The following is a 24,508-nucleotide window of genomic DNA, read 5'->3' on the forward strand; positions in this document are numbered from 1 at the left end:
AGTGTTGAGAGAGCGGTAGAATTTTCGCCCTGAAGATAGCGCTTTGCTATGGTGACTTTTGTATTGCGACTGTATTTGGACATGAAAAACCCCCAAAGTTGGTGTCCAACATTTGGGGGTCACTTCATTTGGCGGTTTTTTTTATGGCTGAATTTTTTTGCAAAAAAAATCTCAACAGGCCGGGTATCCCCGCGCTGTAAAAGATTAATTCAATCCCTTTAACAGCGCCTGCAACATCGCGCTGACGGTATCTTCCGCCAAAGCGACGCTGACGCGTTTACCCTGTTCACCCTGCAAATACACATAAGCAATCGCCTGGGCATGCTTGCCTTGCGGCGCGTTCATTTCCACCGTATGCAAGGCGTGTTCGGCATAATCGATCACATCCACGTTTTGCCCGCTGCGTTGCTGCCAGGCATCGCACAAAGCGCTCAAAGTGCCGTTGCCACTGCCCTGCCACTGCTCGCCGTTAACTTCAATAGTCAGCTGTTCCTTGCCGTTCACGCGATCCAGTTGATAATGATCCAGCGTCATCGCCGCAGTGTTCAGCCCGTAATGTTCGGCAAAGGCGTTATACAGGTCTCGGTGACTCACCACCCCGCCCTTCTCTTCGGCCAGTTTCTGCGCCACCGGCGCAAAATCCAACTGCACCCATTTGGGCAGGTTCAAGCCGTATTCCTGCGCCAACACAAACGCCGAACCCGCTTTGCCGGACTGGCTGTTGACGCGGATAATCGCCTCGTAATCGCGTCCCAAATCTTTCGGATCGATCGGTAGATAGGCGACATTCCAAGGGGCATCCGCCTGCTGTTTCAACAGACACTTGCGGATGGCATCCTGGTGGCTGCCGGAATAGGCGGTGTAGACCACCTCGCCGACCCAAGGATGGCGCGGATGGGTTTTGATCTGCGTGACCTCTTCCACCACCGGCAACCAGCTTTGCGGCTGTGACAGATCCAAGCCCGGATCAATGCCTTCGCTGTACAGGTTCATCGCTAGGGTGACAATATCCATATTGCCGGTGCGCTCGCCGTTACCCAAAAGCGTGCCTTCGATACGGTCGGCACCGGCCAACAAGGCCAGTTCCGCCGCCGCCACCGCACAACCGCGGTCGTTGTGGGTATGGATGGAGATCAACGCCGCTTCGCGGTTTTTCAAATGGGTGATGAAATACTCCACCTGGTCGGCAAAACGGTTTGGCGAGGTGCTTTCCACCGTAGCCGGCAGGTTCAGAATACATTTATTTTGCGGCGTCGGCTGCCACACCTCCATCACCGCCTCACACACTTCCACCGCATAATCGGTTTCGGTTTGCGAGAAACTCTCCGGCGAATACTGGAAGGTCCATTCGGCTTGTGGATTAGTCTGCGAGGCTTTGACCGCGTATTCCTGCACCCATTTTGCACCCTGCACCGCCATCGCCTTGATTTCGTCTTTGGTCTTCTCAAAGACGTTTTCGCGCTGCACAATCGAGGTGGTGTTATAAACGTGAATCACCGCTTTCTTGACCCCCTGCAACGCCTCATAGGTACGCGCAATCAAATGTTCACGCGCCTGCACCAAGACCTGCACGGTGACATCGTCGGGAATGCGGTTTTCTTCGATCAAACGGCGCGTGAAATCGAACTCCGGCTGGCTGGCCGACGGAAAACCGATCTCGATGGTTTTAAAGCCCATCTTCACCAACTGATGCCACAAGGCCAGTTTCTGCTCCACCGTCATCGGGTTGGCCAGCGCCTGATTACCGTCGCGCAGATCGACACTCACCCAGATCGGCGCCTGGGTCAGAAAACGGTTGGGCCACTGGCGGTTAGGCAATTCGGGCGTGGGGGTGCGGCGGTATTTGGCGGGATTGAAAGACATGGAAACAATACTCTTTATAAAATTCTATTGAACGTATTGTAATCCCTGACCCCGGAAATTTTATTGCAATCTATTCTGTTAAAAATAAATAATTAACAATTTAATTTCAAAATGTTAATATTTTTATAAATTTTATTTCAAAAAAATGCATTATGAATTTAGATCATTACGACAAAGCGATTTTAAACGCCCTCCAGGAAAACGGCCGCCTGACCAATCAGGAAATTGCCGACCAGATCGGGCTGTCGCCTTCCGCCTGCTTACGACGCTTTAAAGCCTTGGAAGAATCGGGCGTGATTGTCGGCTACCGCGCGCTGCTGGATGCCAAAAAACTCGGGCTGGATCTGATGGCGCTGATTCATATCTCCATGGACAAACACACCCAGGAACGCTTCAATCAGTTTGAAAACGCGGTGCGCGCACTGCCGAACGTGCTGGAATGCCTGCTCTTAACCGGCCAGACCGCCGATTATCAACTCAAAGTGGTGGTGAAGGATTTAGAAGCCTATCAGGATCTGCTCTTGAACCATGTAACCCAAATCGAAGGCGTCAGCGGCGTGCATACCAGTTTTGTGCTGCGCAAGGTCATTGATAAAAGTGCCGTGCCGATCAACTAACCCGGCCTGTTGAAAACCACTCAAATTTCAAAAAACGAAATAATCGCCACGGTCACCAAAGCCAGCAGTAAGGCTCTTATGCCCGCCCACAGCCAGAAAGTCTGGCTGATTTTGCCCAACAACACCCCCAGCAGAAAAATACAGACGAACGCCAAGCCGATGGCGCTCAACAGCGGCGAGAGTCCCAATGCCATCAGATTGTCGGCAAAAAACAGCGGCAATAGAATAAAAAGCGACAGAATCAAAGGCGAAAAACCATTGGAAAACGCCACCAGCAAAGGCAGAAAACGGCTGGCCTGACCATAATCGCTGCTGTCGAGGTTTCGCGCCAACGCCTGTTCCAGATGCTTCAACTCCAGGGTGCGCTCGGCTTTTTCGCTTAAATAGGCGCTGCTCAAGCCGCTGATAAACAGCGCAATCGCCGCGCCCATGCAGGCACTCAAGGCCACCGGCAGGTCGTGGAAATCGCTGAAATAAAAACCGGTCAACATCCCCAGAATCGTCAACACCCCGTCAAAACCGTTGGTAATGGCGTAACGCCGCATAATCCCGCGCGCACGGAATACGTGCAGCATCAGATGGATCGGTTTTTCAGGCAACATCTTATACCCGCCCAAACTCAGAGCGCTTCCGAACTGTGAATTTCCACTTCATCAATACTGTGAATGGACGCCCCCATTTTCTCGATAATCGCAACAACCTGATCATAGGAAATATTGTTTCCCTCGATGGTAATCACCGTGGTTTCGGTTTTTTCATCCATTTCCGCCACCATCAGATTCACCCGGTAATCCGCTCCTAAATCGGCTAAGGCGACTGAAAAATCGATGGCATTGGGTTGATGCGGTTTGAGCACGTCCAACACCAGTTTGCGAATGACTGCCATATTTTTTCACCTCATTTCACACTTTAAAACCGCTGGGCTTGATCGCCAGTACCGAACAATTCACCTGTTGCAGAATTTCCTCGGCGGTATTGCCGATCAGCCAACCGGAAATGCCGCTGCGCCCCACCGTACCCATCACCAGCAATTCGGTCTGATGCGATTTCAACCAGCCGACCACCGCCTCATCGGGTACCCCGTACGGCAGAAATGTCTGAATCTGCAAATCACCCTGCGCATAGCGGCGAATCTCCTTATGCAACACTTCGGTTCGCAAACTGCGCTCCTTTTCTTTAAAGAGCTGCAACTCCACCTCCGACCAGTCGGTGTTCCAGTGATAGACCAGGTTTTCGGCTTCCGACTCCCACGCATGGACCACTGCTATACCCTGTTGCGGCGCCAGATATTGCGCCCAAGCCAGAATCTTGGCGTTCAAAGTGGGAGCGATTCCCTCTTTTTGGGCGTTCTTTTCGATTCGCTCATTATCGAGCAGACGGTCGTAATCCATCTCCACATCGATCGCCGCCGCCACCTGGCTGTAGGGAAGCCCTGACGGCGTCTGAAACTTGTGCAGCAGCAAAGGCGCGGAACATTTACGCAACAGATGCTGATCCTGACTGCCCAACAGCACGACTTTGCTGTTGGCGTGCGGTTCGATCTGTTTAATCACCAGATCGGGCTTAAACTGCGCTACCTGCTCCATCACGCTGAAAAACAGTTTGCCGAACAACACCTCAAAACTCGCTTCAACCTGTGTTTCTTCTGCCTGTTTGCGCCACGCCGCTAAATCCTGCAACTGCACGGCTTGTTGTTCCTGCTGCAAACTCAAAGGGGTGGTATGCCGCAACCAGGCCGATAAACCCGGCGAAATGGCCGGCAAAACCCGTACAACCTTAAGCGCCGCGCCGGCGTTGGCTGCCAGCGCAAGCGCCCATTCAAACAACCCCTGTTCATCCTGCAACGGCTGTTCCGATACAAAAAGCACGCGGTTTATACCGGGGTTTATCCCGCTCTTGGAAAATTCCATCAGTTATCCCTTTTAAAATTGAGCACGCGTTCCACCGCTTCCGTCGCGGCATCCTGGTAAGGTATCAAAAGCAGATCGGCGCCGGCTTGGCGTAATACTTCGCTATCACTGGCATAATGGCTGGTCAGGGCCACCTGCGCATCCACCCCTTCGGTTTTCAGACACTTCAGCAAACCCAGATTCACTTTAGCGTCCTGCAGGCTGCTCACGATCCATTGCGTATCTTTTAATGGAAGACTCAACAAAAATTCGGGATCTTCGGCATCGCCATAACGCGTAGGCACGCCATGCAGGGCACTTTTTTGCAGCAGTTCCGGATTAAAATCCACGCCCAGCACATGCAATCCCTTTGCTTGAAACCCTTGGGCGATCTGCAAACCAAAACGTCCCAGACCAAACACAATCACATCGGTTTTGGCCTCCGTGGTTTCCTGGTCGAATTCGGTTTCGCGGAACGGATTCTGACGTTCAAACACCCCTAAAAACGGCGCAAGCCATTCATAGAGTTTTTGAGAATAGAGAATCATGTAGGTCGAAGCGGAAATGGTGATCAAACCTACCAACGTCACCAAACCTACCGTGACCTGATCGATATGCCCCAAGGTGTAACCCAGTGCCGCCAAAATCAACGAAAACTCGCTGATCTGCGCCACCGTCAAACCTGCCAAAAAGCCGGTGCGCTTGCGGTATCCCATATACCCCATAATAATCATCACAATCAACGGATTACCGATCAGAACAAACACAGACAAAACAACCGCCGCACCGATCTGCGATCCCAGAGTACTTAAATCCAGACCGGCTCCCAGGTTGATAAAGAAAAACAGCAACAAAAAATCGCGCAAACTCACCAAGCGCGCCCCGATCAGTTCGCGGTAATGGCTTGAGGCCAGCGAAATTCCCGCCAGAAAGGCCCCCACTTCCTGACTGAAACCGAGCCATTCGCCGGCGGAGGCACCCAATACCGCCCAGGCAATGGCAAACAACACCAGCAATTCGGGAGAATAGGCCAGACGCTGCAACAAGCGCGGAATCACATAGCGCATCAACAACGCGACCACCACTAACATCAGCCCGCCTTTAACCAGCACCAGCAACGCTTCCCACGTCAGATTGCCGCTTTCGGAGGCCTGACCGAAAGCGGTCAAACCGATCATCGCCAACACCACCACGATATCCTGCACAATCAGAAAACCAATCGCGATACGGCCATGCAAGGCGTCCAATTCACGTTTGTCCGATAGCAGTTTGACAATGATAATCGTACTGGAGAAGGTCAGCGCAACGGCGACATACAGCGCTCCCACCGGCGACAAGCCCAACCCCAGACCAATCACAAAACCGATAATGGAAGTGAAGATAACCTGCCCCAAACCGGTAAACAGCGAAACCGGCCCGAGCGTGCGGATAACGTGCGGATCCAACTTCAATCCCACCACAAACAGCAGGATCGAAATACCCAGATGCGCCAGCAGTTCCATCTGCTCGGTACTGATTAACAGCCCGGTTACGGAAGGCCCGACGATGATGCCCACAGCGATAAACGCCACGATCAAGGGTTGACGCAGTTGCAGGGCAATCAACCCCGCTACCGCGGAAATGCCCAACAACACGCTGAATTCGGTAAAAGTCGTTGCAAACATCGTCGGTCACCTATTTTCAAATTAAATAGAGGCTTATTTGAACTCTACCATAAAACCAACAGGCCGGGTATCTGACCGCTTGGTTACCAATCCATTACGGATTTTGCATTACCAAAAACCCAAAATTCCTCTGAAAACACGCTTTTATTGAACTATTAAAAGCAAGGCGCTTTATGCGCCTGCCCGCTTATGGTAGGCTTTTCAGGTTATAAAATACCTTTATAAAGCGGGTTTTCAACATCATGCACATTCTCGATTTCAATCTGCCGCTGGTGGTTTTGCTGCCGTTTGCCGGCGCCCTGTTGGCAGCCTATGTAGCGCGTTTCAACCGCCTGGCCGCCGCCTATACCAGCGGCGCGGTGACTCTGACCACCCTTGCCCTGCTAGCGCCGGCTCTATCCCTGCCTTTCGGCGGAGAAACCCTGATTCAAAGCTGGACATGGATTGAAAGCATCGGCCTGCATTTTGCCTTCCGCCTCGACGGCCTCGCCCTGCTGTTTGCGTTGCTGATACTGGTCATCGGCCTGCTGGTCATTATCTACGCCCGTTACTATCTCAACCCCAAGGACTGCATGGGGCGCTTCTTTGCCTATCTGCTGATGTTTATGGGCTCGATGCTCGGCATCGTGCTCTCCGAAAACCTGATTCAACTGGTGATTTTCTGGGAGTTGACCTCCATCACCTCTTTCCTGCTGATCAGCTACTGGCAGCACCGCGAAGACGCGCGCCAGGGCGCACGCATGGCGCTGGCGGTGACCGGCGCCGGCGGCCTGGCGCTGCTGGGCGGCGTTTTGTTGCTTGGCCATATCGTCGGCAGTTACCAGTTGAGCGAGGTGCTATCTGCCGGCGACGTGGTGCGTGAGCACCCGCTCTACCTGACCACGCTGGTGCTGATTCTGTTGGGCGTGTTCACCAAATCGGCACAGTTTCCGTTTCATTTCTGGCTGCCGCACGCCATGGCGGCGCCCACGCCGGTATCGGCCTATCTGCATTCGGCCACCATGGTCAAGGCGGGGATTTTCCTGCTGGCGCGTTTCTTTCCGGTTTTATCGGGCACGCCGGAATGGTCTCTGCTGGTGGGCGGAGCCGGCCTGTTGACTTTATTGATTGGCGCTTACACCGCGCTGTTCAAACACGACCTTAAGGGCTTGCTGGCCTATTCCACCATCAGCCATCTGGGGTTGATTACCCTGCTGTTCGGCTTTGGTACGCAACTTGCGGCCGTGGCGGCGATTTTCCATATCATCAACCACGCCACCTTCAAGGCATCGCTGTTTATGGTGGCCGGAATCATCGACCACGAAACCGGCACGCGCGACATGCGCAAACTCAACGGCCTGCTCAAATACATGCCACACACCGCGGCACTGGCGATTATCGCCTCGGCGGCGATGGCCGGCGTGCCGCTGTTAAACGGCTTCCTCAGCAAAGAGATGTTCTTCGACCAGGCGGTTTCGGCCTCGCACGCCTCCGCTTCGGCATGGATGATTCCGGTATTGGTGACCCTTGCGGGGATTTTCTCGGTGGCCTACTCCATCCGTTTTATCCACGATGTGTTCTTTAACGGCGAACCGATCGATCTGCCTAAAATCCCGCATGAACCGCCGCGCTTTATGAAGGTACCGGTGGATCTTTTGGTCATCGCCTGTCTGGCGGTGGGTATTCTGCCGATCTACACCGTCGCCCCGCTGCTGGATGTAGCGGTCACCGGCACGCTGCAAAGCACGCCGCCGCAATACAGTCTGGCGCTGTGGCACGGTTTTACCACGCCGTTGATCATGAGTCTGATTGCGCTGAGTGTCGGTACGTTGGTTTATTTGAAACGCCACCGTCTGTTTGCTTTCCATGAACGCTATATCGCACAGATCGACGCGCGCCGCTATTTCAACGCCCTGCTGGACGCACTTATCAGCGTGGCGCTTAAAATCACGCGCGGTTTCGACAAGGGTTCCTATCAACACGCCGCCTTTTGGGTGGTATTGGCCTCAATCGTGATGGGCGTGGCCGGTTTTATGATGGTATCCGCCCCTTTGTTCGGTCAGCGTGAACTACTGCCGGTGGATATGGTGAGCCTGCTGGCGGCCTTGACACTTGTCATTGCCGCCGTGCTGACGGTGGCCTGGCACCGCCGCCGGGTGGTCAGCCTGATTGTCATCGGCGTGGTCGGCCTGGTGGTGTCGCTTACCTTTGTGAAATTCTCGGCGCCCGATCTCGCGCTGACCCAGCTCTCGGTGGAAGTGGTCACGATTGTACTGTTGCTTTTGGCGCTCTACTTCCTGCCGCAAACCACCCCCGTTGAAACCGACCGCCTGCGTCTGGGGCGCGACGCGCTGCTGGCGATTATTTCTGGCGTGGCCGTGACGCTGTTGACGCTGATGGTGCTGACCCGTGATTTTGCGCCGATTTCGCACTACTTTATCGAAAACAGCGTACCGGGCGGCGGCGGCAGCAACGTGGTCAACGTCATTCTGGTGGATTTCCGCGGATTCGATACCTTGGGCGAAATCGTCGTACTGGCGCTCGCCGGCTTGGGGGTATTTGCGATGCTGCAGGGCCTCAAACTGCCGGCACCGACCCACAACGAACAGGGCTTGGATTGGAACAGCGACAACCATCCGCCGATTATGCAAACCTTTACGCGGCTGTTGTTGCCACTGATGCTGCTGGTGGCGGTATTTATCTTCCTGCGCGGCCACAACCTGCCCGGCGGCGGCTTTATTGCCGGTTTGATCGCCTCGGTGGCGTTGATTGTGCAGTATTTGGCCAACGGTATCGATTGGACGCAGAAGCGTCTCAAAATCGATATGCACTGGGCGATTGGATTCGGTCTCTTGATTGCGATTTCAACCGGCCTGGTCTCGATGGGATTGGGTTATCCGTTCCTCACTTCGGCCTTTACCCACCTGCACTGGCCGGTGGTCGGCGAATTTGAAGTCGCCAGCGCCATTGCCTTTGATTTGGGCGTGTTTTTAGTGGTGGTCGGTTCCACCGTGCTGAGTCTGGTGCAGTTGGGTAAACTCAGCAAGGCTTCGCATCCGGCCGAGCCGACCTCTTCAACCGATTCGTCTGCGGAGAAAATCTGATGGAAATCCTTATCGCCGCCGTTATCGGCATTCTCACCGCCACCGGCGTGTTTTTGACGCTGCGCGGCCATACCTTTCCGGTGGTACTGGGACTGACCCTGCTGGCCTATGCCGTCAACGTCTTTCTGTTTGCCATGGGACGCCTCACCAGCGGCCTGCCGGCAGTGATTAATCCGGCACAGGGCGGCTATACCGATCCGTTGCCGCAGGCGTTGGTGCTTACTGCGATTGTTATCGCCTTTGGCATGACCGCCTTTCTAATTGTGCTGGCATTGAAGGCACGCGGCGAACTGGGTAACGACCATGTCGACGGCCGCACCGACGGAGATTTGAAACCAAGAACTCGGCGAGGAGCTGAGAAATGAGCGGGATGAATATGTTGGCCTTTTTACCGGTGATTACGCCGCTATTGGCGGGCGTCATGATTCTGCTGGCGCGTGTTGGCGGATTGAATCTGCAGCGCCTGCTGAGTTTGTTGAGTGTGCTTCTGCTGCTGTTTGTGGCGCTCGATCTGATGCAAACCGCCGTACAGGGTGTACCGCAGGTGTATGCGCTGGGCAACTGGGTGGCGCCGTTTGGCATTGTGCTGGTGCTGGACGGCCTGTCGGCGCTGATGGTACTGGTCACTGCGCTGCTGGCGTTGCCGGCCCTGTGGTACGCGGTCACCACCAAAATCGATGCACGCGGGGCGCATTTTCATGTGCTCTTCCAACTGCAGCTGTTCGGTTTGAACGGCGCCTTTATGACCGGCGACGTGTTCAACCTGTTTGTGTTCTTTGAGGTGCTGCTGCTGGCCTCCTACGGCCTGTTGCTGCACGGCGGCGGCGCCCAGCGCACCAAAGCCGGTCTGCATTATGTGGCGATCAACCTGATTGGTTCGACGCTGTTCCTGTTTGCGGTGGGCGCACTTTACGGCGTGCTCGGCACCCTCAATATGGCGGACATGGCGGTCAAGGTCAGTCAGGCGCCGGCCGAAGATGTGGGGGTGATTGCCGCAGCCGGCTTGCTGCTGCTGTTGGTGTTCGGCCTCAAGGCGGCCATGTTTCCGCTCTATCTGTGGCTGCCGCAGGCTTATGCCAATACCTCCGCGCCGGTCGCCGCCCTGTTTGCGATTATGACCAAAGTGGGTCTGTATGCGATTATCCGCGTGCATGGACTGGTGTTTGGCGAAAGTGCCGGCGCCTTGGCGCATTTTTATGCGCCCTGGGTGCTCGGTTTAGGCTTAATCACGTTGCTGCTTGGCGCTTTAGGGGTCATGGCGGCGCGCGGTCTGCGCGAGCAGGTGGCTTATCTGGTGCTGGCGTCGGTGGCGACCCTGTTGATCGGTATCGGCCTGAACAGCGTTGAGGCGATGTCGGCGACGCTGTTTTATCTGATTCACTCTACCTTGATTGCAGGCGGTTTCTTCCTGCTGGCGGATCTGATCGCCCGTGGCCGCGGAGACGACCGTTTTGTTTCCATGGCGGCTATGCCGCAGGCGGTGCTGTTGGGCGCCACCTTTATGTTTGCGGCGATCGCCATGAGCGGTCTGCCGCCGCTGTCGGGCTTTATCGGCAAGGTGTTGGTGCTGATGGCGGCATTGGATCATCCGGCCTTTATGCTGGTGTTGGCAATTGTGCTCTTAGCCGGCCTGCTGATGATTATTGCCTTGGCACGAGCCGGTTCGCTGCTGTTTTACAATGTTCAAAGCGATATGCCGTCCGGCGAAGCGCTCAATAAAAGCGCCTATGCGGCTGTGGTTTGGTTATTGGCGGCGGCGGCCTTAATGGTGGTGTTTGCTCATCCTCTGACGCAACTGACCGATGCGATTGCCGGCCAATGGGCGCAGGCGCCCTTTTATGTGCAAACCGTGCTCAGTACACCCGCTGTAGGAGGAACCCGCTAATGAAACGAGGAACTCGGCAAACAGTCGAGAAAGCCAATGCTTCGACTCTGCCTCGATGGAAAAAATGGCTGCCGCATCCGCTATTAAGTCTGGTGCTGTGGGGGGTCTGGCTGTTGCTGAACAATACCCTGGCTCCCGGCCATCTGGTCTTGGGCGCGATTTTGGCGTGGTTGATTCCGCTGCTGACTTCGTCCTTCTGGCCGGAAAAGGTTTGTCTGCGCAGGCCGGGTGTGCTGTTGCGTTTTATCGGCGTTGTACTGTGGGATATCCTCGTGGCGAATGTGGTGGTGGCCAGATTGATTCTGCTGCCGAGCAAGCGCCTGCAACCGGGGTTTGTGACGATTGAGCTGGATATCCGCCACCCGCTGGGGATCAGTCTGTTGGCCAATACGATTTCGCTGACGCCGGGGACGGTATCGTGCGATCTGTCGGCCGACCGCCGCCAGCTGCTGGTTCACGGCCTGCACATTACCGATGCACACCAAACCATCGACGAGATTAAACAGCGCTACGAGCGCCCTTTACAGGAGATATTTGAATCATGCTGAGTACGGTGATTGAAATCAGTTTTGCGCTGGTATCGCTGGCGCTGCTATTGAGTCTGTTACGGCTCATTAAGGGGCCGGATCTGCCGGATCGCATCCTGGCGCTGGATACGCTTTACATCAACACCATCGCCCTGCTGATTCTGTTTGGACTTTACCAGGGCAGCGCCCTGTATTTCGAGGCGGCGCTGCTGATTGCGCTGATGGGCTTTGTGGGCACGGTGGCGCTGAGCAAATACCTGCTGCGCGGCGATATTATGGAATAAACAGGCAGTTAAGAGCGAGTAAACAGAATGTTAGAAATTATTTTGGCTGTGTTGGTATTAGTGGGCGCCGTTTTTACGCTGATCGGTTCCATCGGCCTGTATAAACTGCCGGATTTTTATATGCGCCTGCACGGCCCAACCAAAGCGACTACGCTGGGCGTGGGAGCGATTTTGGTGGCTTCGGCGCTGTATTTCAGTTTTAAGGAGGAGACCGTGAGCCTGCATGAGGTGCTGGTGACGCTGTTTTTATTTATTACCGCACCTGTGAGCGCACATTTAATGGCTAAGGCCTCCTTGCATATCAGAACGCGCATGGAGAGCCATACTCAGAACAAACCTTAATCCTACCCGGCCTGTTGAGTTTTTTTGAGGCATTTTTTGCGATGATTTAAACCCGGTTTGTTTTCAACAGGCCGGGTTTTTTGTTTAAAGGGGGAAGAAATCCGTTTTTATTCGAAATTAAAGTCGTCCAGCTTCGGCTTGGGCGCTTTACCGTCGTAAATCTGGTTGGTGCGGTATTGCAGGTAACTTTCGCGCATGAAGATGTAGGGATCCTGCTGATGGCGGATTTCGTCGATTAAAGGCGCGGCTTTGGTGTAACCCACAAACGCGTCGCCCGCCGACAGTGCCGTGCGGTTCCAGTCGTTGTCGGTTAGAGTGTAGACCGGATCGGTATAGGCATCGGTGACGTCGCCAAACAGACTGCGGGTGGTGTAAGGGCCTAGAAACGGCACCACCACAAACGAGGCTTCATTCCAAACACCCCAAACATAGAGGGTTTGCCCGAAATCTTCCTTATTGGGGGTCAATCTCGCCGGTGTGGCAATATCCAAAATACCCAGCAGACCGAAGGTGGAGTTGATGGCAAAACGCATCATCCCCGCCAGACCTTCTTCAACCTTGCCTTGCAGAAAACTGTTCGTAAAAGAGATCGGGGTGCCCAGGTTGTCGAAGAAATTGCCGATACCGTAACGCACCGGACCGGGAACGTAATTCAGGTAGGCACTGGCGACCGGTTCGCCGATGGCGTTATGAAAAGCCATATTGAACGCAAAGGCTTTACGGTTGTAATTTTCAAACGGGTCCTCGGGATTCATAATTTCTGCGGTGGCCGTTTGCGGCTGGGGCTTGTAAACCAAATCTTCTTCCCAACCCGCTAAACTGGGAGCGCTGTACAGGGTGCTGCTTATAAGTACGGAAAGGAAGAGTTTGCGGAAAATCGGTTTCATGGCAGATGAACTATTTGTATTTTAAATAGGCCTATTATATTCATTAAGACTTTTGCGTACAGGGAATTTCTATTTCTTCAAGGGAAGCAATGAAACGCTTGAGTATCTCATGTCGTGGAAAGCTCTTACGCCATGCTAGTGCCACTTTACGCTTGGGAATAGGGTGAGACAACTCTTTGATGGTAAAAAGCTCTTCATCGCGATCTGAGAGCGAACTGCATGGAAATATGGAGATGCCGGTACCCGATGCGACCATATAACGGATGGTTTCCAATGAGCTGCCTTCGAAGGTTCTCTGCAGACGGTCGCTCTGGTAATTGAGATGCATCAGATTGGGGAAGGCTTCTATGACCTGATCGCGAAAACAGTGGCCTGCGCCCAGCAGTAGGATGGTTTCATCTTCGATCTTGCGCAATACGATATCGCCTTTAGCCTGACTTAAAGGATGCTGTTTGGGCACAATCAGCTTAAAAGGCTCTTCGTAGAGCAGGTGGGTTTCGATATTGGGTTCCTGGAAAGGCAATGACAAGATGACCAGATCCAGTTCGCCTGTCTGCAATTTATCGGCGAGGACGTGAGTGTAGTTTTCTTCGATAATCAACGGAACGTTGGGGGCGTGTTTGTGAAAATTGGGAATCAGTCTGGGAATCAGATAAGGGGCGATGGTATGAATCGCGCCTATTTTTAATTCAGAACTCATGTCGCCTTGCGACTCTTTGGCAATCTGTTTGATTTCGTTGCTGCGTTCCAGAATCTCTTCGGCAATCGAGATAATCTGTTTGCCGATAGGGGTGACCAAGACATCCTGTTTGCGTCGTTCAAAAAGAATGACATCCAGTTCTTCTTCGAGTTTCTTAATTGCGACACTAAGCGTAGGTTGACTGACGAAGCAGGTTTCGGATGCTTTACGGAAATGTTTCTCGCGTGCAACGGCGACGATATATCGCAATTCATTTAGGGTCATTTTGCTGTCACTTGTGGATGTGGATGAACCTATTAAGTATATATTTTTTTATATCTTTTCTTTTTTCTTATTCTTCTTAAGAGTAACGAATCATGTTGATAAAGTCGAATTAATGAAAAATTTCAGCAAATTAGCTTGTGAGTAGGGTGTGGGTAGAGTATGAAATAACCGCAGTGGATAAATGTGTGCGTTTTGTGGATAAAAAAATCAATATTGAAAAAAATGCGAGTTATCCACAAAATTCAACATCTTATCCACTTTGTTATTGCCTTGTAGGCTAGGGGATTATTGACCATAATAGCGGCAGCCAACCGTTTTCCAGAAGGAACCTGATTATGTTTATTGCCAGCGAGTCGCTTCTAGCGCTCATTCAGTCACGCCGCACCTGCTATCAATTCGATTCGCAGGTTGAATTGAAGGCGGATGCATTGCAGCTCTGTTTGGAAGCGGCACGCTGGGCGCCCAACCATAAATTAACCCAACCGTGGCGTTATTGGGTGCTGGGTCCCAATACACAGAGCCAGCTGGCGGAGATCTATGCCGATAATCGCGCCCGCAAAAAAGCCTCAGACGAATGTAATTACGATTGTCTTTATCAAAAAGCCATCGCCAAATTTCAACGCATTCCCCAGGTGATTCTGGTTGGGCAGGTTTTAAATCCCGACCCGGTGATCCAAAAGGAGGATTATGCGGCCTGCGCCTGTGCCATTCAAAACCTGCAATTGATGGCCTGGAACCTGCAAATAGGGGTGCAATGGAGCACAGGGCCTATTTTACAGGATCATCGCACTCATGCGCTATTGAATAGCGATCCTTCTCAAATCGAATTGATCGGCGCTTTGTATATCGGTCCTATCAGCGCGCAAGACCAGAAAAATCTGAATAGCAACGCCCGCCGCAAACCGCTTGAAGAGATCGTCACCTATCTAAGCTGATATCGATTGCCGGCTTAGAAATTAAGGGCCTCTTCTTCCTCGATAAGGATTTCCCGTTCTTCACGCAGCGAGTTACGGATGCTTTTCTTGAAGAGCAGTTTGTTCTGTACCGCCTGCGGCAGGTCGGTAAAACGGATGAGTTCCTTATTGATCATTACGTCAATCAAATCCTCGATAACGCGGACCATATCCAGATCGAGTTTATCAAGCACGGTCTTGATCAACTCTTCGCTGTGCGGAGAGTGTTTTAAAAAGTCTTTTAATTGAGGATCAAATAGACTGATTTCCTCTAAATTAGGCCCGGGGGAGAAATCGATTTCGCTGATTTCGCCTTCAGTGTTGCGTCTGATAAAAATCATATCTATCCTCGTTTTTTAAGTGGATAAAACGGTGTGCTTAATCCTCAATCTCAGAGAGTACGTTGCCCAAAAGAGCGGTAAGGCGATCATTTTCCGAGTAATCCACCGGACAGTCTATAACCGTTACCGTATTGGCTTTTAAGGCGTTTTTTAAAGCCGGTAGCAGTTGATCTGCCGATTCAATGCGCACACCCTGGGCGCCGAAGGATTTCGCGTAGGCGACGAAATCGGGGTTTTTAAAATCGATATAAGCCGAGCGTCCGAAACGGCGTTGCTGTTTCCATTCGATCAGACCGTACTGACTGTCGTTCCAGATCAGAATCACCATTGGGGTATTGCAGCGCAGCGCGGTTTCGATTTCCTGGGAATTCATCATAAAGCCGGCGTCGCCGGTGACCGCCACCACGGCTTTGTCGGGATAGGCCAGTTTCGCGGCAATCGCGCCGGGAACGGCGATGCCCATGCCGGCAAAGCCGTTGGAGATAATGCAGGTATTGGGCAAATCGCAGCGGAACATGCGCGCCATCCACATCTTGTGGGCGCCGACGTCGCAGATGGCGATATCCGCTTTATTCATTGCGGTACGCAGATCCCAGATGATTTTTTGCGGCAGCATCGGCCAGGCCGTGCTGTTGGAGCAGCGGTCCATCTCTCTAACCATCGCGTCGCGTAACGGGAAATCGAGCAGGCAATTGTGTTGCGGAGTCGGCAAAAGTTCGCCCAAAGCCGCCAGATTTCGGCCGATATTACCAATCAGCTCGACTTCAGGAATATAGCTGTTATCGACCTCGGCCTTTTTGGTATCGATATGGATAATGCGATGGGTCCGTTTGGGATTCCACAAATGAGGGTGGTATTCGACCATATCGAAACCCACGCAAATCACCACGTCGGCTTTAGCAAAACCGCCGTTTTCGTAATCGCCTTTCTGCAGGCCGGCAGTACCCATCGCCATGCCGTTTTTGTAGTAGGGGATGATGCCTTTGGCCATAAAGGTATTCACCACGGGAATAGAGTGTTTTTCAACGAATGTCTGCAGATATTCGCCGGCACGGGCGCGCACCGCTCCATTGCCTACCAGAATCAGCGGGTATTTGGCCTGTTTGATCAATTCCGCCGCGGCTTCCAACAGTTCCTGATCGGCCAAGGTGAGGCGGTTGGCACTGCTAGGCAGCGGTTTTTCCAAGGTCTCCATCTCGCAGATGTTTTCCGGCAGGTCGATAAAGGTCGCGCCGGGTTTTTCCGCTTCGGCCAATTTAAAGGCTTTGCGCACCACTTCGGGAATGGTGCCCGGTTCTAGCACCTGGGCGGCGTATTTGGTGATGGGTTTGAACATGCTCACCAGATCGACCACCTGATGCGACTCTTTGTGCATGCGAGTGGTGGCGGCTTGTCCGGCAATAGCGACGAGCGGAGCGTTATCCATATTGGCATCGGCGACGCCGGTTACCAGATTGGTAGCGCCGGGTCCCAGCGTGGACAAACAAACCCCAGCACGGCCGGTCAAACGTCCGTAAACGTCGGCCATAAACGCGGCACCTTGTTCGTGGCGGGTGGTGATGAATTGAATATTGGAGTCGAGCAACGCATCCATAATATCGAGGTTTTCTTCGCCGGGAATGCCAAAGATATACTCGACGCCTTCGTTTTCAAGGCATTGGACAAAAAGATGTGCTGCTTTCATGAGATGACTCGTTTAAGTAAAAATAAGGTTGGCCGCTTACCTGCTAAAAATAACAGGCCTGCCGGGATTTTGGAATGGCTGATTGCGGCTTTTGCCAAAAATCTTTTTATACGAGAGCTTTGCACGAGGTGGTTGCACGCATAAAAATGGTTAAAAACCACCTGATTTTTGTTGAAAAACTTGCTAATAGCTGGCTATTAGCTGCATTTTCCGCCTCAATCAGGCCATTTTTTCCTCATTTTTCTTTCGCGCCCCACTCGTGCAAAGCTCTCTATACATAATAAAAAAGGGGGTAAGACCCCCTTTTTGCAAATAGCTACGGACAGTCTATTGATTGGTCAGATAATCCACGACCTGCCACATGCGCTCTTTGCTTTGCGCCATCGGCACATCCGTGAGGTATTTGCCGTTGACAACGACCGCCGGCACACCGGAAATGCCGAGAGCCTGGGTGACACGCATTGCATTGCGCACCAGTTGATCCACTTTGAAACTGTTGAAAGTCGCTTTAAAATCAGCTTCTTTCACGCCGAACTGGGTGAAATAACTCGCCAGAGCATCGACTGTAAAGAGCTGCTTGCGTTCCTTATGGATAGCGCTGAAGAAGGGCAGATGTGCCTGTTCCACTACTCCGAGTTCTTTGGCCGTGAAATAGACCTTACCCATAAAGATCCAGTTGGGATTATTCAAAACCGCCGGAATCTGCTCGAAATAAACGTCTTTCGGTTTGGTTTTGAGCCATTCGTGAATGCTCGGCTCCAGTTCGAAGCAGTGCGGACAGCCGTAATAAAAAACTTCGGTGACCTGCTTGGTATGCGGCGCAATGGATTGCGGTTGCGGCACTTTCTTGTATTCCACGCCTTCCACAAAATCAAAGTCGGCCTGCGCCCAAGAATTAGAACTCAACAGGCCGGCAAAAGCGGCGGTAACAACGGTTTTTAACCAGGTTCTGCGTAACATCTGCATTTGCTTCCTTCGTTGATTGAGCGGATTACAATTCACCGTAAGAGTGCAGTCCGGACAGGAACATATTCACGCCCAGGAAGGCAAAGGTCGTGACCAACAGGCCGATCAATGCCCACCAGGCCATCGGCTTGCCGCGCCAGCCTTTGCTCATGCGGATATGCAGCCAGGCGGCGTAGTTCAACCAGACAATCAACGCCCAGGTCTCTTTAGGGTCCCATGACCAGTAACCGCCCCAGGCTTCCGCCGCCCACATCGCGCCCAACACCGTGGCGATGGTGAAGAAGGCAAAGCCCAAAGCGATGTTTTTGTACATCAGGTCGTCCATCAACTCCAACGACGGCATACGTTTGACAAAACCGCTGTTAGGATTCTTCTCTTTGACTTTGGCGGTAATCAGGTAGGCCAGACCTACCATCGCGGCGATGGAGAAGGTGCCGTAACCGATAAAGTTGGCCGGAACGTGGATTTTCATCCACCAGCTTTTCAGAGCGGGTACCAGCGGTTGAATGACATGCGCTTCGCGATCAAAGGTGTACCACAGAATAAACCCGACCGCCGCACTGATGACCAGCATGACAAAACCGCCCAGGGTTTTGGTTTTGTATTTTTGTTCGTAGTAAAGGTAGATCAGAGCCGTCAGCACCACAAACAGAATAAACACTTCATACAGGCTACTGACCGGAATATGGCCGTATTCGACATTGATAATGTAAGACTCGCGCCAGCGCACCATCATGCCCACCAAACCGAACACCGCCGCACTCCACACCATGGTGGTGGCCACTTTGCCGGTAAATTCGGAACGCTGATACAGTGCCAGGAAGTAGGTCACCATCGCCAGAATGAAGAGGGCGTTCATCCACATAATCGCCGATTGGCTGGAGATCAGGTATTTTAAGAAAAAGGCCTGTTCATTGGCGGTAATGACATTGCCGTGTTTGGCATAGGTGTAGATGGCCAGGACACTTAGCAGGGTGACCACCACGGTAACCGGCTGGAAACTCCGCCAGAAACGGCCCAGCCAGATCAGCCCGATTGCCGCCGCACCCAAAATGGCGTCTTCATAGACATCCATATTGTGGCCGTATTGATCCCATGCCAGAAGACTGCCGATAATGACAAATGCCGCCCATACGATGTCGCGCAGTCCGAAAGACTTCGTTTCTTCGTAGTGGTTGCTTAAAGTTTCTGATTGCATCGCTAATTCCTTTTTATATGTCTAGCTTTCTGGGTTAGCTTAATGACTCGATGTCCGGAGCAGATGGACCAGACGTTCAAATTCGGTTTCGGTTTCCGGCAGTGGTTTGTTGTCTTTGCCGGCAACCGTGATGTCGGTGCCCGCTTTATCCGCTTGGTCGCCGCTGTTTTCGGCTTGACGCAGATTTACCCAAATGCGTTTTTGACGCACATAGAATAGAAAGAACACCCCGATTATAAGCATCGCGCTACCAAAATAAACCACATCTTTTCCGGGTGATTTGGTGATCTGCAGGCCGGTCGACTGGATATGTTTGAAGGATTCCAGCTCAAAATACATCGGCGGGCCGTAATGCGGAATGGTGTTGATGGCCGTCAGCGCGTCTTCAAACCACTGTTTGTCGAAATCGGAAACCTCCGCATCGCTGGCAGGTTGTGCGCCTTCCTGCTTCAGAACATCCAAAAACAGGCTCTGCAATGCAAAGCTGGTCTGGCCGAAATAGTAGTCGCCGACCTTCTGGCGCTCTTCTTCGGGCACGTTTTTGTTAATGAATTCGCTAATGCCGTCGAAACCTTTGGCGCGGAACAACGTCATCAGCTGCTGCATCAGACGAATCTGCAGGGCATAGGTCTTATCGTCGGTCTGTTCGCTTTGCGGGAAGGCCTCTTTAAAGATACGCGTGTTTTCCACCGGGTTGTTGATCAACGCCAGGAACTTGAAGAAACGCGTTTTCTGGCGCTTGGCATCCGCCGGAATGAACAGATAGCGGAAAGGTTCACTGTTCATGGTGCGCACGCCGGTCATATAGAACCAACGGTTTTCCTGCAGGCTCGGGCTCATGTAGTTTTCATATTCCCACGCCTTGCCTTGCTCGTTGCGCACCTTGAAGATAATCGAAGGGCCGTTGTTATGGAATTTCTTGCCGGTCTTGGCGTGTTCTTCCTCGGTCGTCGGTACCATATTGAATAGACGGAAGTCGTTGAATTCGACATTGAATTTGCCGATCGGCGTCTTCAAAGGTTCCACTTTATTGACTGCCGTTTGCAGCCCGATCGGATTTTCCACCGGTGAAAGCAGCGGGTGGACTTTCAGATTCAGCAGAGAACCGCCGTCACCGAACGACGACTGATAGATTGCATAGTTTTTATAGTAAAGCGGGTGGTTGACCGCGATGGTTTTGACAATCGGTTCGTCGAGTTCCGGCGAGGTCAGAACCAGGTCACTCTCGTAGTTTTTCGGCATACCGGTGTCGTAATATTCGATGCGGAAATCCTTCACCTCGACCATAAACGGCAGTTTCTGCACCAGATAGCCGTCTTCATACGGCAGGAACAGCACGTCGCTTTTCTGGCCTTCGGGTACGTTGACCGAACCGCGGAAAGAGGTGTTTTCCGGCCCCAACCAGGCGGTTTGCGGTACTTCTTTCAATGAAATGGTGCGCGTTTCCGGAATCAGATTGCCGGTCAGTTCGCGGTATTTGAGCAGCAGATTGCTGTCGAGCAGGGCGCCGATACAGATGACCACAATCGAAACATGCGTGAAGAAATAACCCAGACGGTTCCAGCGGCCTTTCAAACCGGCAACGGTCACCGAACCGTCGTCGCGCGCATGCACTTTGGTTTTGTAGCCTTGCGCCTGCAGGGTCTTCACGACCCTGGCCTGTTCGGTTTGCAGATCGTCTTTTGAAGTGAATTCGGTGTGTTGCGGCTGATGTTGCAGGGCTTTGAGCGACAGCTTCTCGCTGAACTGCTTCATATCCTTGATAAAGCCCGGCGTATTGCGGGTCACGCAGACGCTGGTGGACAACAGCAGGAACACCAGTACCAGCACAAACCAGGCGGCGCCGTAAACGTGGAACAGCCCCAGGCTGTTAAAGACCTCCGCCCAGAAAGGGCCGAATTTGATGATGTAATCCTGCGTCGCCTGGTTTTGCTGCAAGACCGTACCAATCACCGAGGCGATGGAGAGCATGACCAGCAGGGTGACGGCGAGGTTCATCGAACCTAGGAAATCGAGTAGCACGCGTTGTTTGCGTGGTGCTGCGGAGTGAACGGTTTCTTGTGTCATAAGCTTAATTTCTGGGCATTTTCACGAATTTTCAGCGCGTTTTCGCGGTTTTAGAAAGTCCGAGCCGGCCATAGGGTATTTAAAAAATAGTGTAGAGTATATACTTATGCACACCATTGATAAAGTATTAAAGAATTCTTCTATGCAACACCCTCTGTACCAAAAAGCCACCTACCTCAAAAGCGTGCCCACGCTGGCGCTGTGTCCCGAAGACAGCGGTTACGAAGTCGCCTTTGCCGGGCGCTCCAATGCGGGTAAATCGAGTGCTTTGAACGTCATCACTTCGCAAAAGTCGCTGGCGCGTACCAGTAAGACGCCGGGGCGCACGCAGATGATCAACTTTTTCGAGTGCGATGCCGAACACCGTCTGGTGGATTTGCCGGGTTACGGTTACGCCAAGGTTAATGTGAACGTCAAACGCGCCTGGGAAGCGGGGTTGAGCGAATATATCGAAAAACGCCAGTGTCTGCGCGGCATGATTCTGCTGATGGATTGCCGTATGCCGCCGACCGATATCGACATTGTCATGCTCGATTGGACCGCCTCGCTGGAACTGCCGGTGCATGTATTGCTGACCAAGTCCGACAAACTCAAAAAAGGCCCGGCCAAAGCGGCGTTGCTGGCGTTGCAGAAAACCCTGAAGGAACAGTATCCGCACGCCAGCGCGCAGCTGTTTTCGTCGCTGAAGCGCGAAGGCTTGGATCAGGTCTGGAAAAAACTTGACGGTTGGATGGAATATGAACGGCCGGTTAAGGAAAAGCCGACAGCGCAAAAACCGGCCGAAAACGCCGAAACCTCGGCAAAAGGTTAAGCCGGCATTTTTTAAAATTTGCCTTTCAAAAAACTCAACAGGCCGGGTAGCAAAAGTTTTCTACCCGGCCTGTTGAGTTTTAACGCATCTTAAATGCGTTGTAAACGGATGCCCTTATGCGATCTGTTTTCTGAGTTTCTTCGCGGCTTGCACCATATTGGTTAATGCCGGTTCGGTTTCCTTCCACCCTCTGGTCTTCAAGCCGCAGTCGGGGTTGACCCACAGACGTTCTGCCGGAATCAGCTTGGCGGCTTTTTCGATTAACCCGATCATCTGTTCAACGGTTGGAATATTCGGCGAGTGAATATCGTAAACGCCCGGGCCGATTTCATTCGGATATTCAAAGTCTACAAAAGCATCCAGCAGTTTCATATTCGATTTGGAGGTTTCGATGGTGATACAGTCGGCATCCATTGCCGCTACGGATTCAATAATGTCGTTAAACTCCGAATAACACATATGGGTGTGAATCTGGGTGTCGTTTGCCACACCGGAGGTGGTAATGTGGAAACTCTTCACCGCCCAGCGCAGATAGTCCTCCCAGTCTGATTTTTTCAACGGCAGACCTTCTCGCAAAGCCGCTTCGTCGATCTGAATCATGTGAATACCGGCCGCTTCCAAATCCAACACTTCGTCGCGTAACGCCAGTGCGATTTGGTTACAGGTTTGTTCGCGCGGCTGGTCATTGCGCACAAACGACCAGTTCAACATGGTGACGGCACCCGATAACATGCCTTTCATGGGTTTGGCGGTCTGACTTTGCGCATATTGCGACCAGAAAACGGTCATCGGTTTTTCGCGTGAAACATCGCCGTAAATAATCGGCGGCTTAACGCAACGGGAGCCATAGGATTGCACCCAGCCGAATTGTGTGAAGGCATAACCCTTGAGTTGTTCGCCGAAGTATTCGACCATGTCGTTACGTTCCGGCTCGCCGTGAACGAATACATCTATGCCGATACGCTCCTGACGTGCGCAGACATCGCGAATTTCCGCCTGCATAGCTTCAATATATTGTGCTTCGCTAATGTCGCCTTTTTTGAATTTAAGACGGGTTTGGCGAATCTCTGCCGTTTGCGGGAAAGAGCCAATGGTCGTCGTCGGGAAAAGCGGTAGCTTAAATTTGGCTTTTTGGAGCGCTGCCCGTTCTTTATAAGGAGCAGGTCGATTCAAGGCGGTTTCATCCAGCTTGGCAATGCGCGCCTGAACGGCGGCGTTGTGAACCAGCTTGGAGGCTTTTTTGTCGGTGATCGCTTTGGCGTTATCGGCAAGGGCTTTTTCATCGGGTTTGCCATTCAGGGCGTCGGCGAGCAGTTTCACTTCATCGAGTTTTTGTTTGGCAAACGACAGGTAGTTTTTCAGCTCGGGATCGAGTTTTTGTTCCACGTCCAGATTGACCGGCACATGCAATAGCGAACAACTCGGCGCGATCCATAGATTGTTAGCGAATTTGGCTTTGGCATCCGCAAGTTGCTTTAGCGCAGCGGTTATATCGGTTTTCCAGATATTACGACCTTCAACTAAACCGATAGACAGCACCTTATGCGCCGGGTATTGTTCGACCAGGCAAGCAAGCTGCTTTTCGCCACGCACGGCATCGTAATGCAGGCCTGCAACGGGTAGCTCACACGCCAGATCAAGGTTGTCGCCAAGCGTTTCAAAATAGGTCGCAACAAGCAGTTTGACCTGAATCTTGGAGAGTGCCTCATAGGCTGTCGTAAAAGCATTTTGCCATTCCGCGTTCAACTCCAGCCCTAAAATCGGTTCATCGACTTGTACCCAGCGGATGCCTTGATCCGCCAGTTTCTGTAGGATTTGCAGGTAGACCGCTAACAGTTCGGGGAGACGGCTCAGTTTTGGAATCGCATTGCCGACATTTTCGGCAAGGTATAAATAGGTTACCGGCCCGATCAGAACCGGTTTGAAGTCGATGTTCCCGTCCTGCTTCAGCGCCAGGGCTTCGGCCACTTCGTTAAATAAGCGCGTATCGGTGATCTTGAATTCGGTGTCGTCATACAACTCCGGAACAATATAGTGATAGTTGGTGTCGAACCATTTTTTCATGGCGCCGGCGAAACCCGCTCTCGATTCGCACAGATGTCCCTCGTCGCAACCAATTCCATCATCAGAAGGTGCGCGGCCTCGCGCCATGCGGAAAGCGATGTCGATATCATACTCATCTTGGCGAAAACGCTTCGGAATCACCCCCAGCAAGGTACTCATATTTAGACATTGATCATAATAAGCAAAGTCGTTCACCGGAATGAGTTCAATCCCCGCAGCAATCTGCGTTTGAAAGTTTTTGTAACGGATTTCGCGCGCTTGCGCTTCCAAGTCCGTTAAGGTTTTTTCGCCTTTCCAATAAGCCTCCAATGCAAACTTGAGTTCGCGAAAATCCCCGATGCGCGGGTAACCTAAATTATGAATAGTCATTACAAATCCTTTGGTTTCGATGGTGGTTGCGGAGTTTTAAACGCCGCTGT

The 24,508-nt window shown here is 52.4% G+C and carries 22 protein-coding genes; 9 read left to right on the forward strand and 13 right to left on the reverse strand.

Translation table 11 applies throughout. From position 1 onward, the window contains the following. Positions 1 to 204: 204 nt before the first annotated feature. Positions 205 to 1,863 (reverse strand): 2-isopropylmalate synthase, encoded by a 1,659-nt coding sequence (locus HZ297_RS07870; protein ID WP_178862472.1) that lies wholly within the window; start codon positions 1,861 to 1,863, stop codon positions 205 to 207. A 152-nt stretch (positions 1,864 to 2,015) separates the two neighbouring features. Here HZ297_RS07870 and HZ297_RS07875 point away from each other — a divergent pair, with 152 nt between their 5' ends. Further along, complete coding sequence (locus HZ297_RS07875; RefSeq protein WP_178862474.1) at positions 2,016 to 2,480, forward strand: Lrp/AsnC family transcriptional regulator; 465 nt, start codon at positions 2,016 to 2,018, stop codon at positions 2,478 to 2,480. Between the two features lie 20 nt (positions 2,481 to 2,500). Here the strand turns inward: HZ297_RS07875 and HZ297_RS07880 are convergent, their stop codons facing one another. Genes HZ297_RS07880 through HZ297_RS07895 form a run of 4 tightly spaced genes read right to left on the reverse strand, consistent with a single transcriptional unit; the run spans position 2,501 to position 6,033 of the window. Next, positions 2,501 to 3,082: a VIT1/CCC1 transporter family protein gene (locus tag HZ297_RS07880; protein WP_178862476.1), complete on the reverse strand. Its 582-nt coding sequence runs from the start codon at positions 3,080 to 3,082 to the stop codon at positions 2,501 to 2,503. A gap of 17 nt (positions 3,083 to 3,099) precedes the next feature. Next, positions 3,100 to 3,366 carry a DUF211 domain-containing protein gene (locus HZ297_RS07885; protein ID WP_178862478.1) on the reverse strand — a complete coding sequence of 89 codons (267 nt, stop codon included), beginning with the start codon at positions 3,364 to 3,366 and terminating at the stop codon, positions 3,100 to 3,102. Between the two features lie 16 nt (positions 3,367 to 3,382). After that, positions 3,383 to 4,390: a universal stress protein gene (locus HZ297_RS07890; protein WP_178862480.1), complete on the reverse strand. Its 1,008-nt coding sequence runs from the start codon at positions 4,388 to 4,390 to the stop codon at positions 3,383 to 3,385. Next, complete coding sequence (locus HZ297_RS07895) at positions 4,390 to 6,033, reverse strand: cation:proton antiporter (protein WP_178862481.1); 1,644 nt, start codon at positions 6,031 to 6,033, stop codon at positions 4,390 to 4,392. Before HZ297_RS07895 ends, HZ297_RS07890 begins: the two co-directional genes overlap by 1 nt. A gap of 242 nt (positions 6,034 to 6,275) precedes the next feature. Here HZ297_RS07895 and HZ297_RS07900 point away from each other — a divergent pair, with 242 nt between their 5' ends. From HZ297_RS07900 to HZ297_RS07925, 6 genes are read left to right on the forward strand one after another with little or no spacing between them, the layout of a single operon-like run. Beyond that, complete coding sequence (locus HZ297_RS07900) at positions 6,276 to 9,116, forward strand: monovalent cation/H+ antiporter subunit A (protein ID WP_178862483.1); 2,841 nt, start codon at positions 6,276 to 6,278, stop codon at positions 9,114 to 9,116. Further along, complete coding sequence (locus tag HZ297_RS07905; RefSeq protein ID WP_178862485.1) at positions 9,116 to 9,481, forward strand: Na+/H+ antiporter subunit C; 366 nt, start codon at positions 9,116 to 9,118, stop codon at positions 9,479 to 9,481. Before HZ297_RS07900 ends, HZ297_RS07905 begins: the two co-directional genes overlap by 1 nt. Positions 9,482 to 9,486: 5 nt before the next feature. Then, on the forward strand, positions 9,487 to 11,001 hold the full coding sequence (locus HZ297_RS07910; protein ID WP_178862745.1) for a monovalent cation/H+ antiporter subunit D: 1,515 nt from the start codon (positions 9,487 to 9,489) through the stop codon (positions 10,999 to 11,001). Continuing rightward, the gene (locus HZ297_RS07915) at positions 11,001 to 11,549 is read left to right on the forward strand and encodes a Na+/H+ antiporter subunit E (RefSeq protein WP_178862487.1); all 549 of its coding nucleotides are present in this window, start codon (positions 11,001 to 11,003) and stop codon (positions 11,547 to 11,549) included. The genes HZ297_RS07910 and HZ297_RS07915 overlap by 1 nt, the downstream gene beginning before the upstream one ends. Next, positions 11,543 to 11,812, forward strand: coding sequence for a K+/H+ antiporter subunit F (locus HZ297_RS07920; RefSeq protein ID WP_178862489.1), 270 nt, complete (start codon positions 11,543 to 11,545; stop codon positions 11,810 to 11,812). Before HZ297_RS07915 ends, HZ297_RS07920 begins: the two co-directional genes overlap by 7 nt. Positions 11,813 to 11,839: 27 nt before the next feature. Further along, positions 11,840 to 12,154 (forward strand): Na+/H+ antiporter subunit G, encoded by a 315-nt coding sequence (locus tag HZ297_RS07925; RefSeq protein WP_178862491.1) that lies wholly within the window; start codon positions 11,840 to 11,842, stop codon positions 12,152 to 12,154. Positions 12,155 to 12,261: 107 nt separating this feature from the next. Here HZ297_RS07925 and HZ297_RS07930 read toward each other — a convergent pair whose 3' ends face one another. Both HZ297_RS07930 and HZ297_RS07935 read right to left on the reverse strand, forming a co-directional pair. Beyond that, positions 12,262 to 13,041, reverse strand: a complete 780-nt coding sequence (locus tag HZ297_RS07930; RefSeq protein WP_178862493.1) for an MlaA family lipoprotein — start codon at positions 13,039 to 13,041, stop codon at positions 12,262 to 12,264. Between the two features lie 43 nt (positions 13,042 to 13,084). Next, entirely contained in the window at positions 13,085 to 14,005 is a 921-nt protein-coding gene (locus HZ297_RS07935) for a hydrogen peroxide-inducible genes activator (protein ID WP_178862495.1), read from the reverse strand. Positions 14,006 to 14,340: 335 nt separating this feature from the next. Here HZ297_RS07935 and HZ297_RS07940 point away from each other — a divergent pair, with 335 nt between their 5' ends. Further along, positions 14,341 to 14,940 carry a nitroreductase family protein gene (locus tag HZ297_RS07940; protein ID WP_178862497.1) on the forward strand — a complete coding sequence of 200 codons (600 nt, stop codon included), beginning with the start codon at positions 14,341 to 14,343 and terminating at the stop codon, positions 14,938 to 14,940. A 14-nt stretch (positions 14,941 to 14,954) separates the two neighbouring features. Here HZ297_RS07940 and HZ297_RS07945 read toward each other — a convergent pair whose 3' ends face one another. From HZ297_RS07945 to HZ297_RS07965, 5 genes are all read right to left on the reverse strand, one after another. Beyond that, complete coding sequence (locus HZ297_RS07945; protein ID WP_178862499.1) at positions 14,955 to 15,299, reverse strand: hypothetical protein; 345 nt, start codon at positions 15,297 to 15,299, stop codon at positions 14,955 to 14,957. A 37-nt stretch (positions 15,300 to 15,336) separates the two neighbouring features. Continuing rightward, the gene (locus HZ297_RS07950) at positions 15,337 to 16,983 is read right to left on the reverse strand and encodes an acetolactate synthase large subunit (protein WP_178862501.1); all 1,647 of its coding nucleotides are present in this window, start codon (positions 16,981 to 16,983) and stop codon (positions 15,337 to 15,339) included. A gap of 327 nt (positions 16,984 to 17,310) precedes the next feature. Beyond that, positions 17,311 to 17,943, reverse strand: coding sequence for a thiol:disulfide interchange protein DsbA/DsbL (locus HZ297_RS07955; protein WP_178862503.1), 633 nt, complete (start codon positions 17,941 to 17,943; stop codon positions 17,311 to 17,313). A gap of 31 nt (positions 17,944 to 17,974) precedes the next feature. Further along, complete coding sequence (gene ccsB / locus HZ297_RS07960; RefSeq protein WP_178862505.1) at positions 17,975 to 19,147, reverse strand: c-type cytochrome biogenesis protein CcsB; 1,173 nt, start codon at positions 19,145 to 19,147, stop codon at positions 17,975 to 17,977. A gap of 39 nt (positions 19,148 to 19,186) precedes the next feature. Further along, a complete protein-coding gene (locus tag HZ297_RS07965; RefSeq protein WP_178862506.1) occupies positions 19,187 to 21,214 on the reverse strand; it encodes a cytochrome c biogenesis protein ResB in 2,028 nt (675 codons plus the stop codon). Between the two features lie 142 nt (positions 21,215 to 21,356). On the opposite strand from HZ297_RS07965, the gene yihA reads away from it, so the two are divergent. Beyond that, on the forward strand, positions 21,357 to 22,025 hold the full coding sequence (gene yihA, locus HZ297_RS07970; RefSeq protein WP_178862507.1) for a ribosome biogenesis GTP-binding protein YihA/YsxC: 669 nt from the start codon (positions 21,357 to 21,359) through the stop codon (positions 22,023 to 22,025). Positions 22,026 to 22,139: 114 nt separating this feature from the next. Here yihA and metE read toward each other — a convergent pair whose 3' ends face one another. Continuing rightward, positions 22,140 to 24,458: a 5-methyltetrahydropteroyltriglutamate--homocysteine S-methyltransferase gene (metE, locus tag HZ297_RS07975; RefSeq protein ID WP_178862509.1), complete on the reverse strand. Its 2,319-nt coding sequence runs from the start codon at positions 24,456 to 24,458 to the stop codon at positions 22,140 to 22,142. Positions 24,459 to 24,508 lie beyond the last annotated feature (50 nt).

This window comes from Thiomicrorhabdus cannonii (genome assembly GCF_013391695.1).
Taxonomy (GTDB): domain Bacteria; phylum Pseudomonadota; class Gammaproteobacteria; order Thiomicrospirales; family Thiomicrospiraceae; genus Thiomicrorhabdus; species Thiomicrorhabdus cannonii.

Coding starts and splice junctions, on each gene's coding strand:
- HZ297_RS07870 (WP_178862472.1), bottom strand. CDS start 1,863: ATGTCTTTCAATCCCGCCAAATACCGCCGCACCCCCACGCCCGAATTG.
- HZ297_RS07875 (WP_178862474.1), top strand. CDS start 2,016: ATGAATTTAGATCATTACGACAAAGCGATTTTAAACGCCCTCCAGGAA.
- HZ297_RS07880 (WP_178862476.1), bottom strand. CDS start 3,082: ATGTTGCCTGAAAAACCGATCCATCTGATGCTGCACGTATTCCGTGCG.
- HZ297_RS07885 (WP_178862478.1), bottom strand. CDS start 3,366: ATGGCAGTCATTCGCAAACTGGTGTTGGACGTGCTCAAACCGCATCAA.
- HZ297_RS07890 (WP_178862480.1), bottom strand. CDS start 4,390: ATGGAATTTTCCAAGAGCGGGATAAACCCCGGTATAAACCGCGTGCTT.
- HZ297_RS07895 (WP_178862481.1), bottom strand. CDS start 6,033: ATGTTTGCAACGACTTTTACCGAATTCAGCGTGTTGTTGGGCATTTCC.
- HZ297_RS07900 (WP_178862483.1), top strand. CDS start 6,276: ATGCACATTCTCGATTTCAATCTGCCGCTGGTGGTTTTGCTGCCGTTT.
- HZ297_RS07905 (WP_178862485.1), top strand. CDS start 9,116: ATGGAAATCCTTATCGCCGCCGTTATCGGCATTCTCACCGCCACCGGC.
- HZ297_RS07910 (WP_178862745.1), top strand. CDS start 9,487: ATGAATATGTTGGCCTTTTTACCGGTGATTACGCCGCTATTGGCGGGC.
- HZ297_RS07915 (WP_178862487.1), top strand. CDS start 11,001: ATGAAACGAGGAACTCGGCAAACAGTCGAGAAAGCCAATGCTTCGACT.
- HZ297_RS07920 (WP_178862489.1), top strand. CDS start 11,543: ATGCTGAGTACGGTGATTGAAATCAGTTTTGCGCTGGTATCGCTGGCG.
- HZ297_RS07925 (WP_178862491.1), top strand. CDS start 11,840: ATGTTAGAAATTATTTTGGCTGTGTTGGTATTAGTGGGCGCCGTTTTT.
- HZ297_RS07930 (WP_178862493.1), bottom strand. CDS start 13,041: ATGAAACCGATTTTCCGCAAACTCTTCCTTTCCGTACTTATAAGCAGC.
- HZ297_RS07935 (WP_178862495.1), bottom strand. CDS start 14,005: ATGACCCTAAATGAATTGCGATATATCGTCGCCGTTGCACGCGAGAAA.
- HZ297_RS07940 (WP_178862497.1), top strand. CDS start 14,341: ATGTTTATTGCCAGCGAGTCGCTTCTAGCGCTCATTCAGTCACGCCGC.
- HZ297_RS07945 (WP_178862499.1), bottom strand. CDS start 15,299: ATGATTTTTATCAGACGCAACACTGAAGGCGAAATCAGCGAAATCGAT.
- HZ297_RS07950 (WP_178862501.1), bottom strand. CDS start 16,983: ATGAAAGCAGCACATCTTTTTGTCCAATGCCTTGAAAACGAAGGCGTC.
- HZ297_RS07955 (WP_178862503.1), bottom strand. CDS start 17,943: ATGTTACGCAGAACCTGGTTAAAAACCGTTGTTACCGCCGCTTTTGCC.
- ccsB (WP_178862505.1), bottom strand. CDS start 19,147: ATGCAATCAGAAACTTTAAGCAACCACTACGAAGAAACGAAGTCTTTC.
- HZ297_RS07965 (WP_178862506.1), bottom strand. CDS start 21,214: ATGACACAAGAAACCGTTCACTCCGCAGCACCACGCAAACAACGCGTG.
- yihA (WP_178862507.1), top strand. CDS start 21,357: ATGCAACACCCTCTGTACCAAAAAGCCACCTACCTCAAAAGCGTGCCC.
- metE (WP_178862509.1), bottom strand. CDS start 24,458: ATGACTATTCATAATTTAGGTTACCCGCGCATCGGGGATTTTCGCGAA.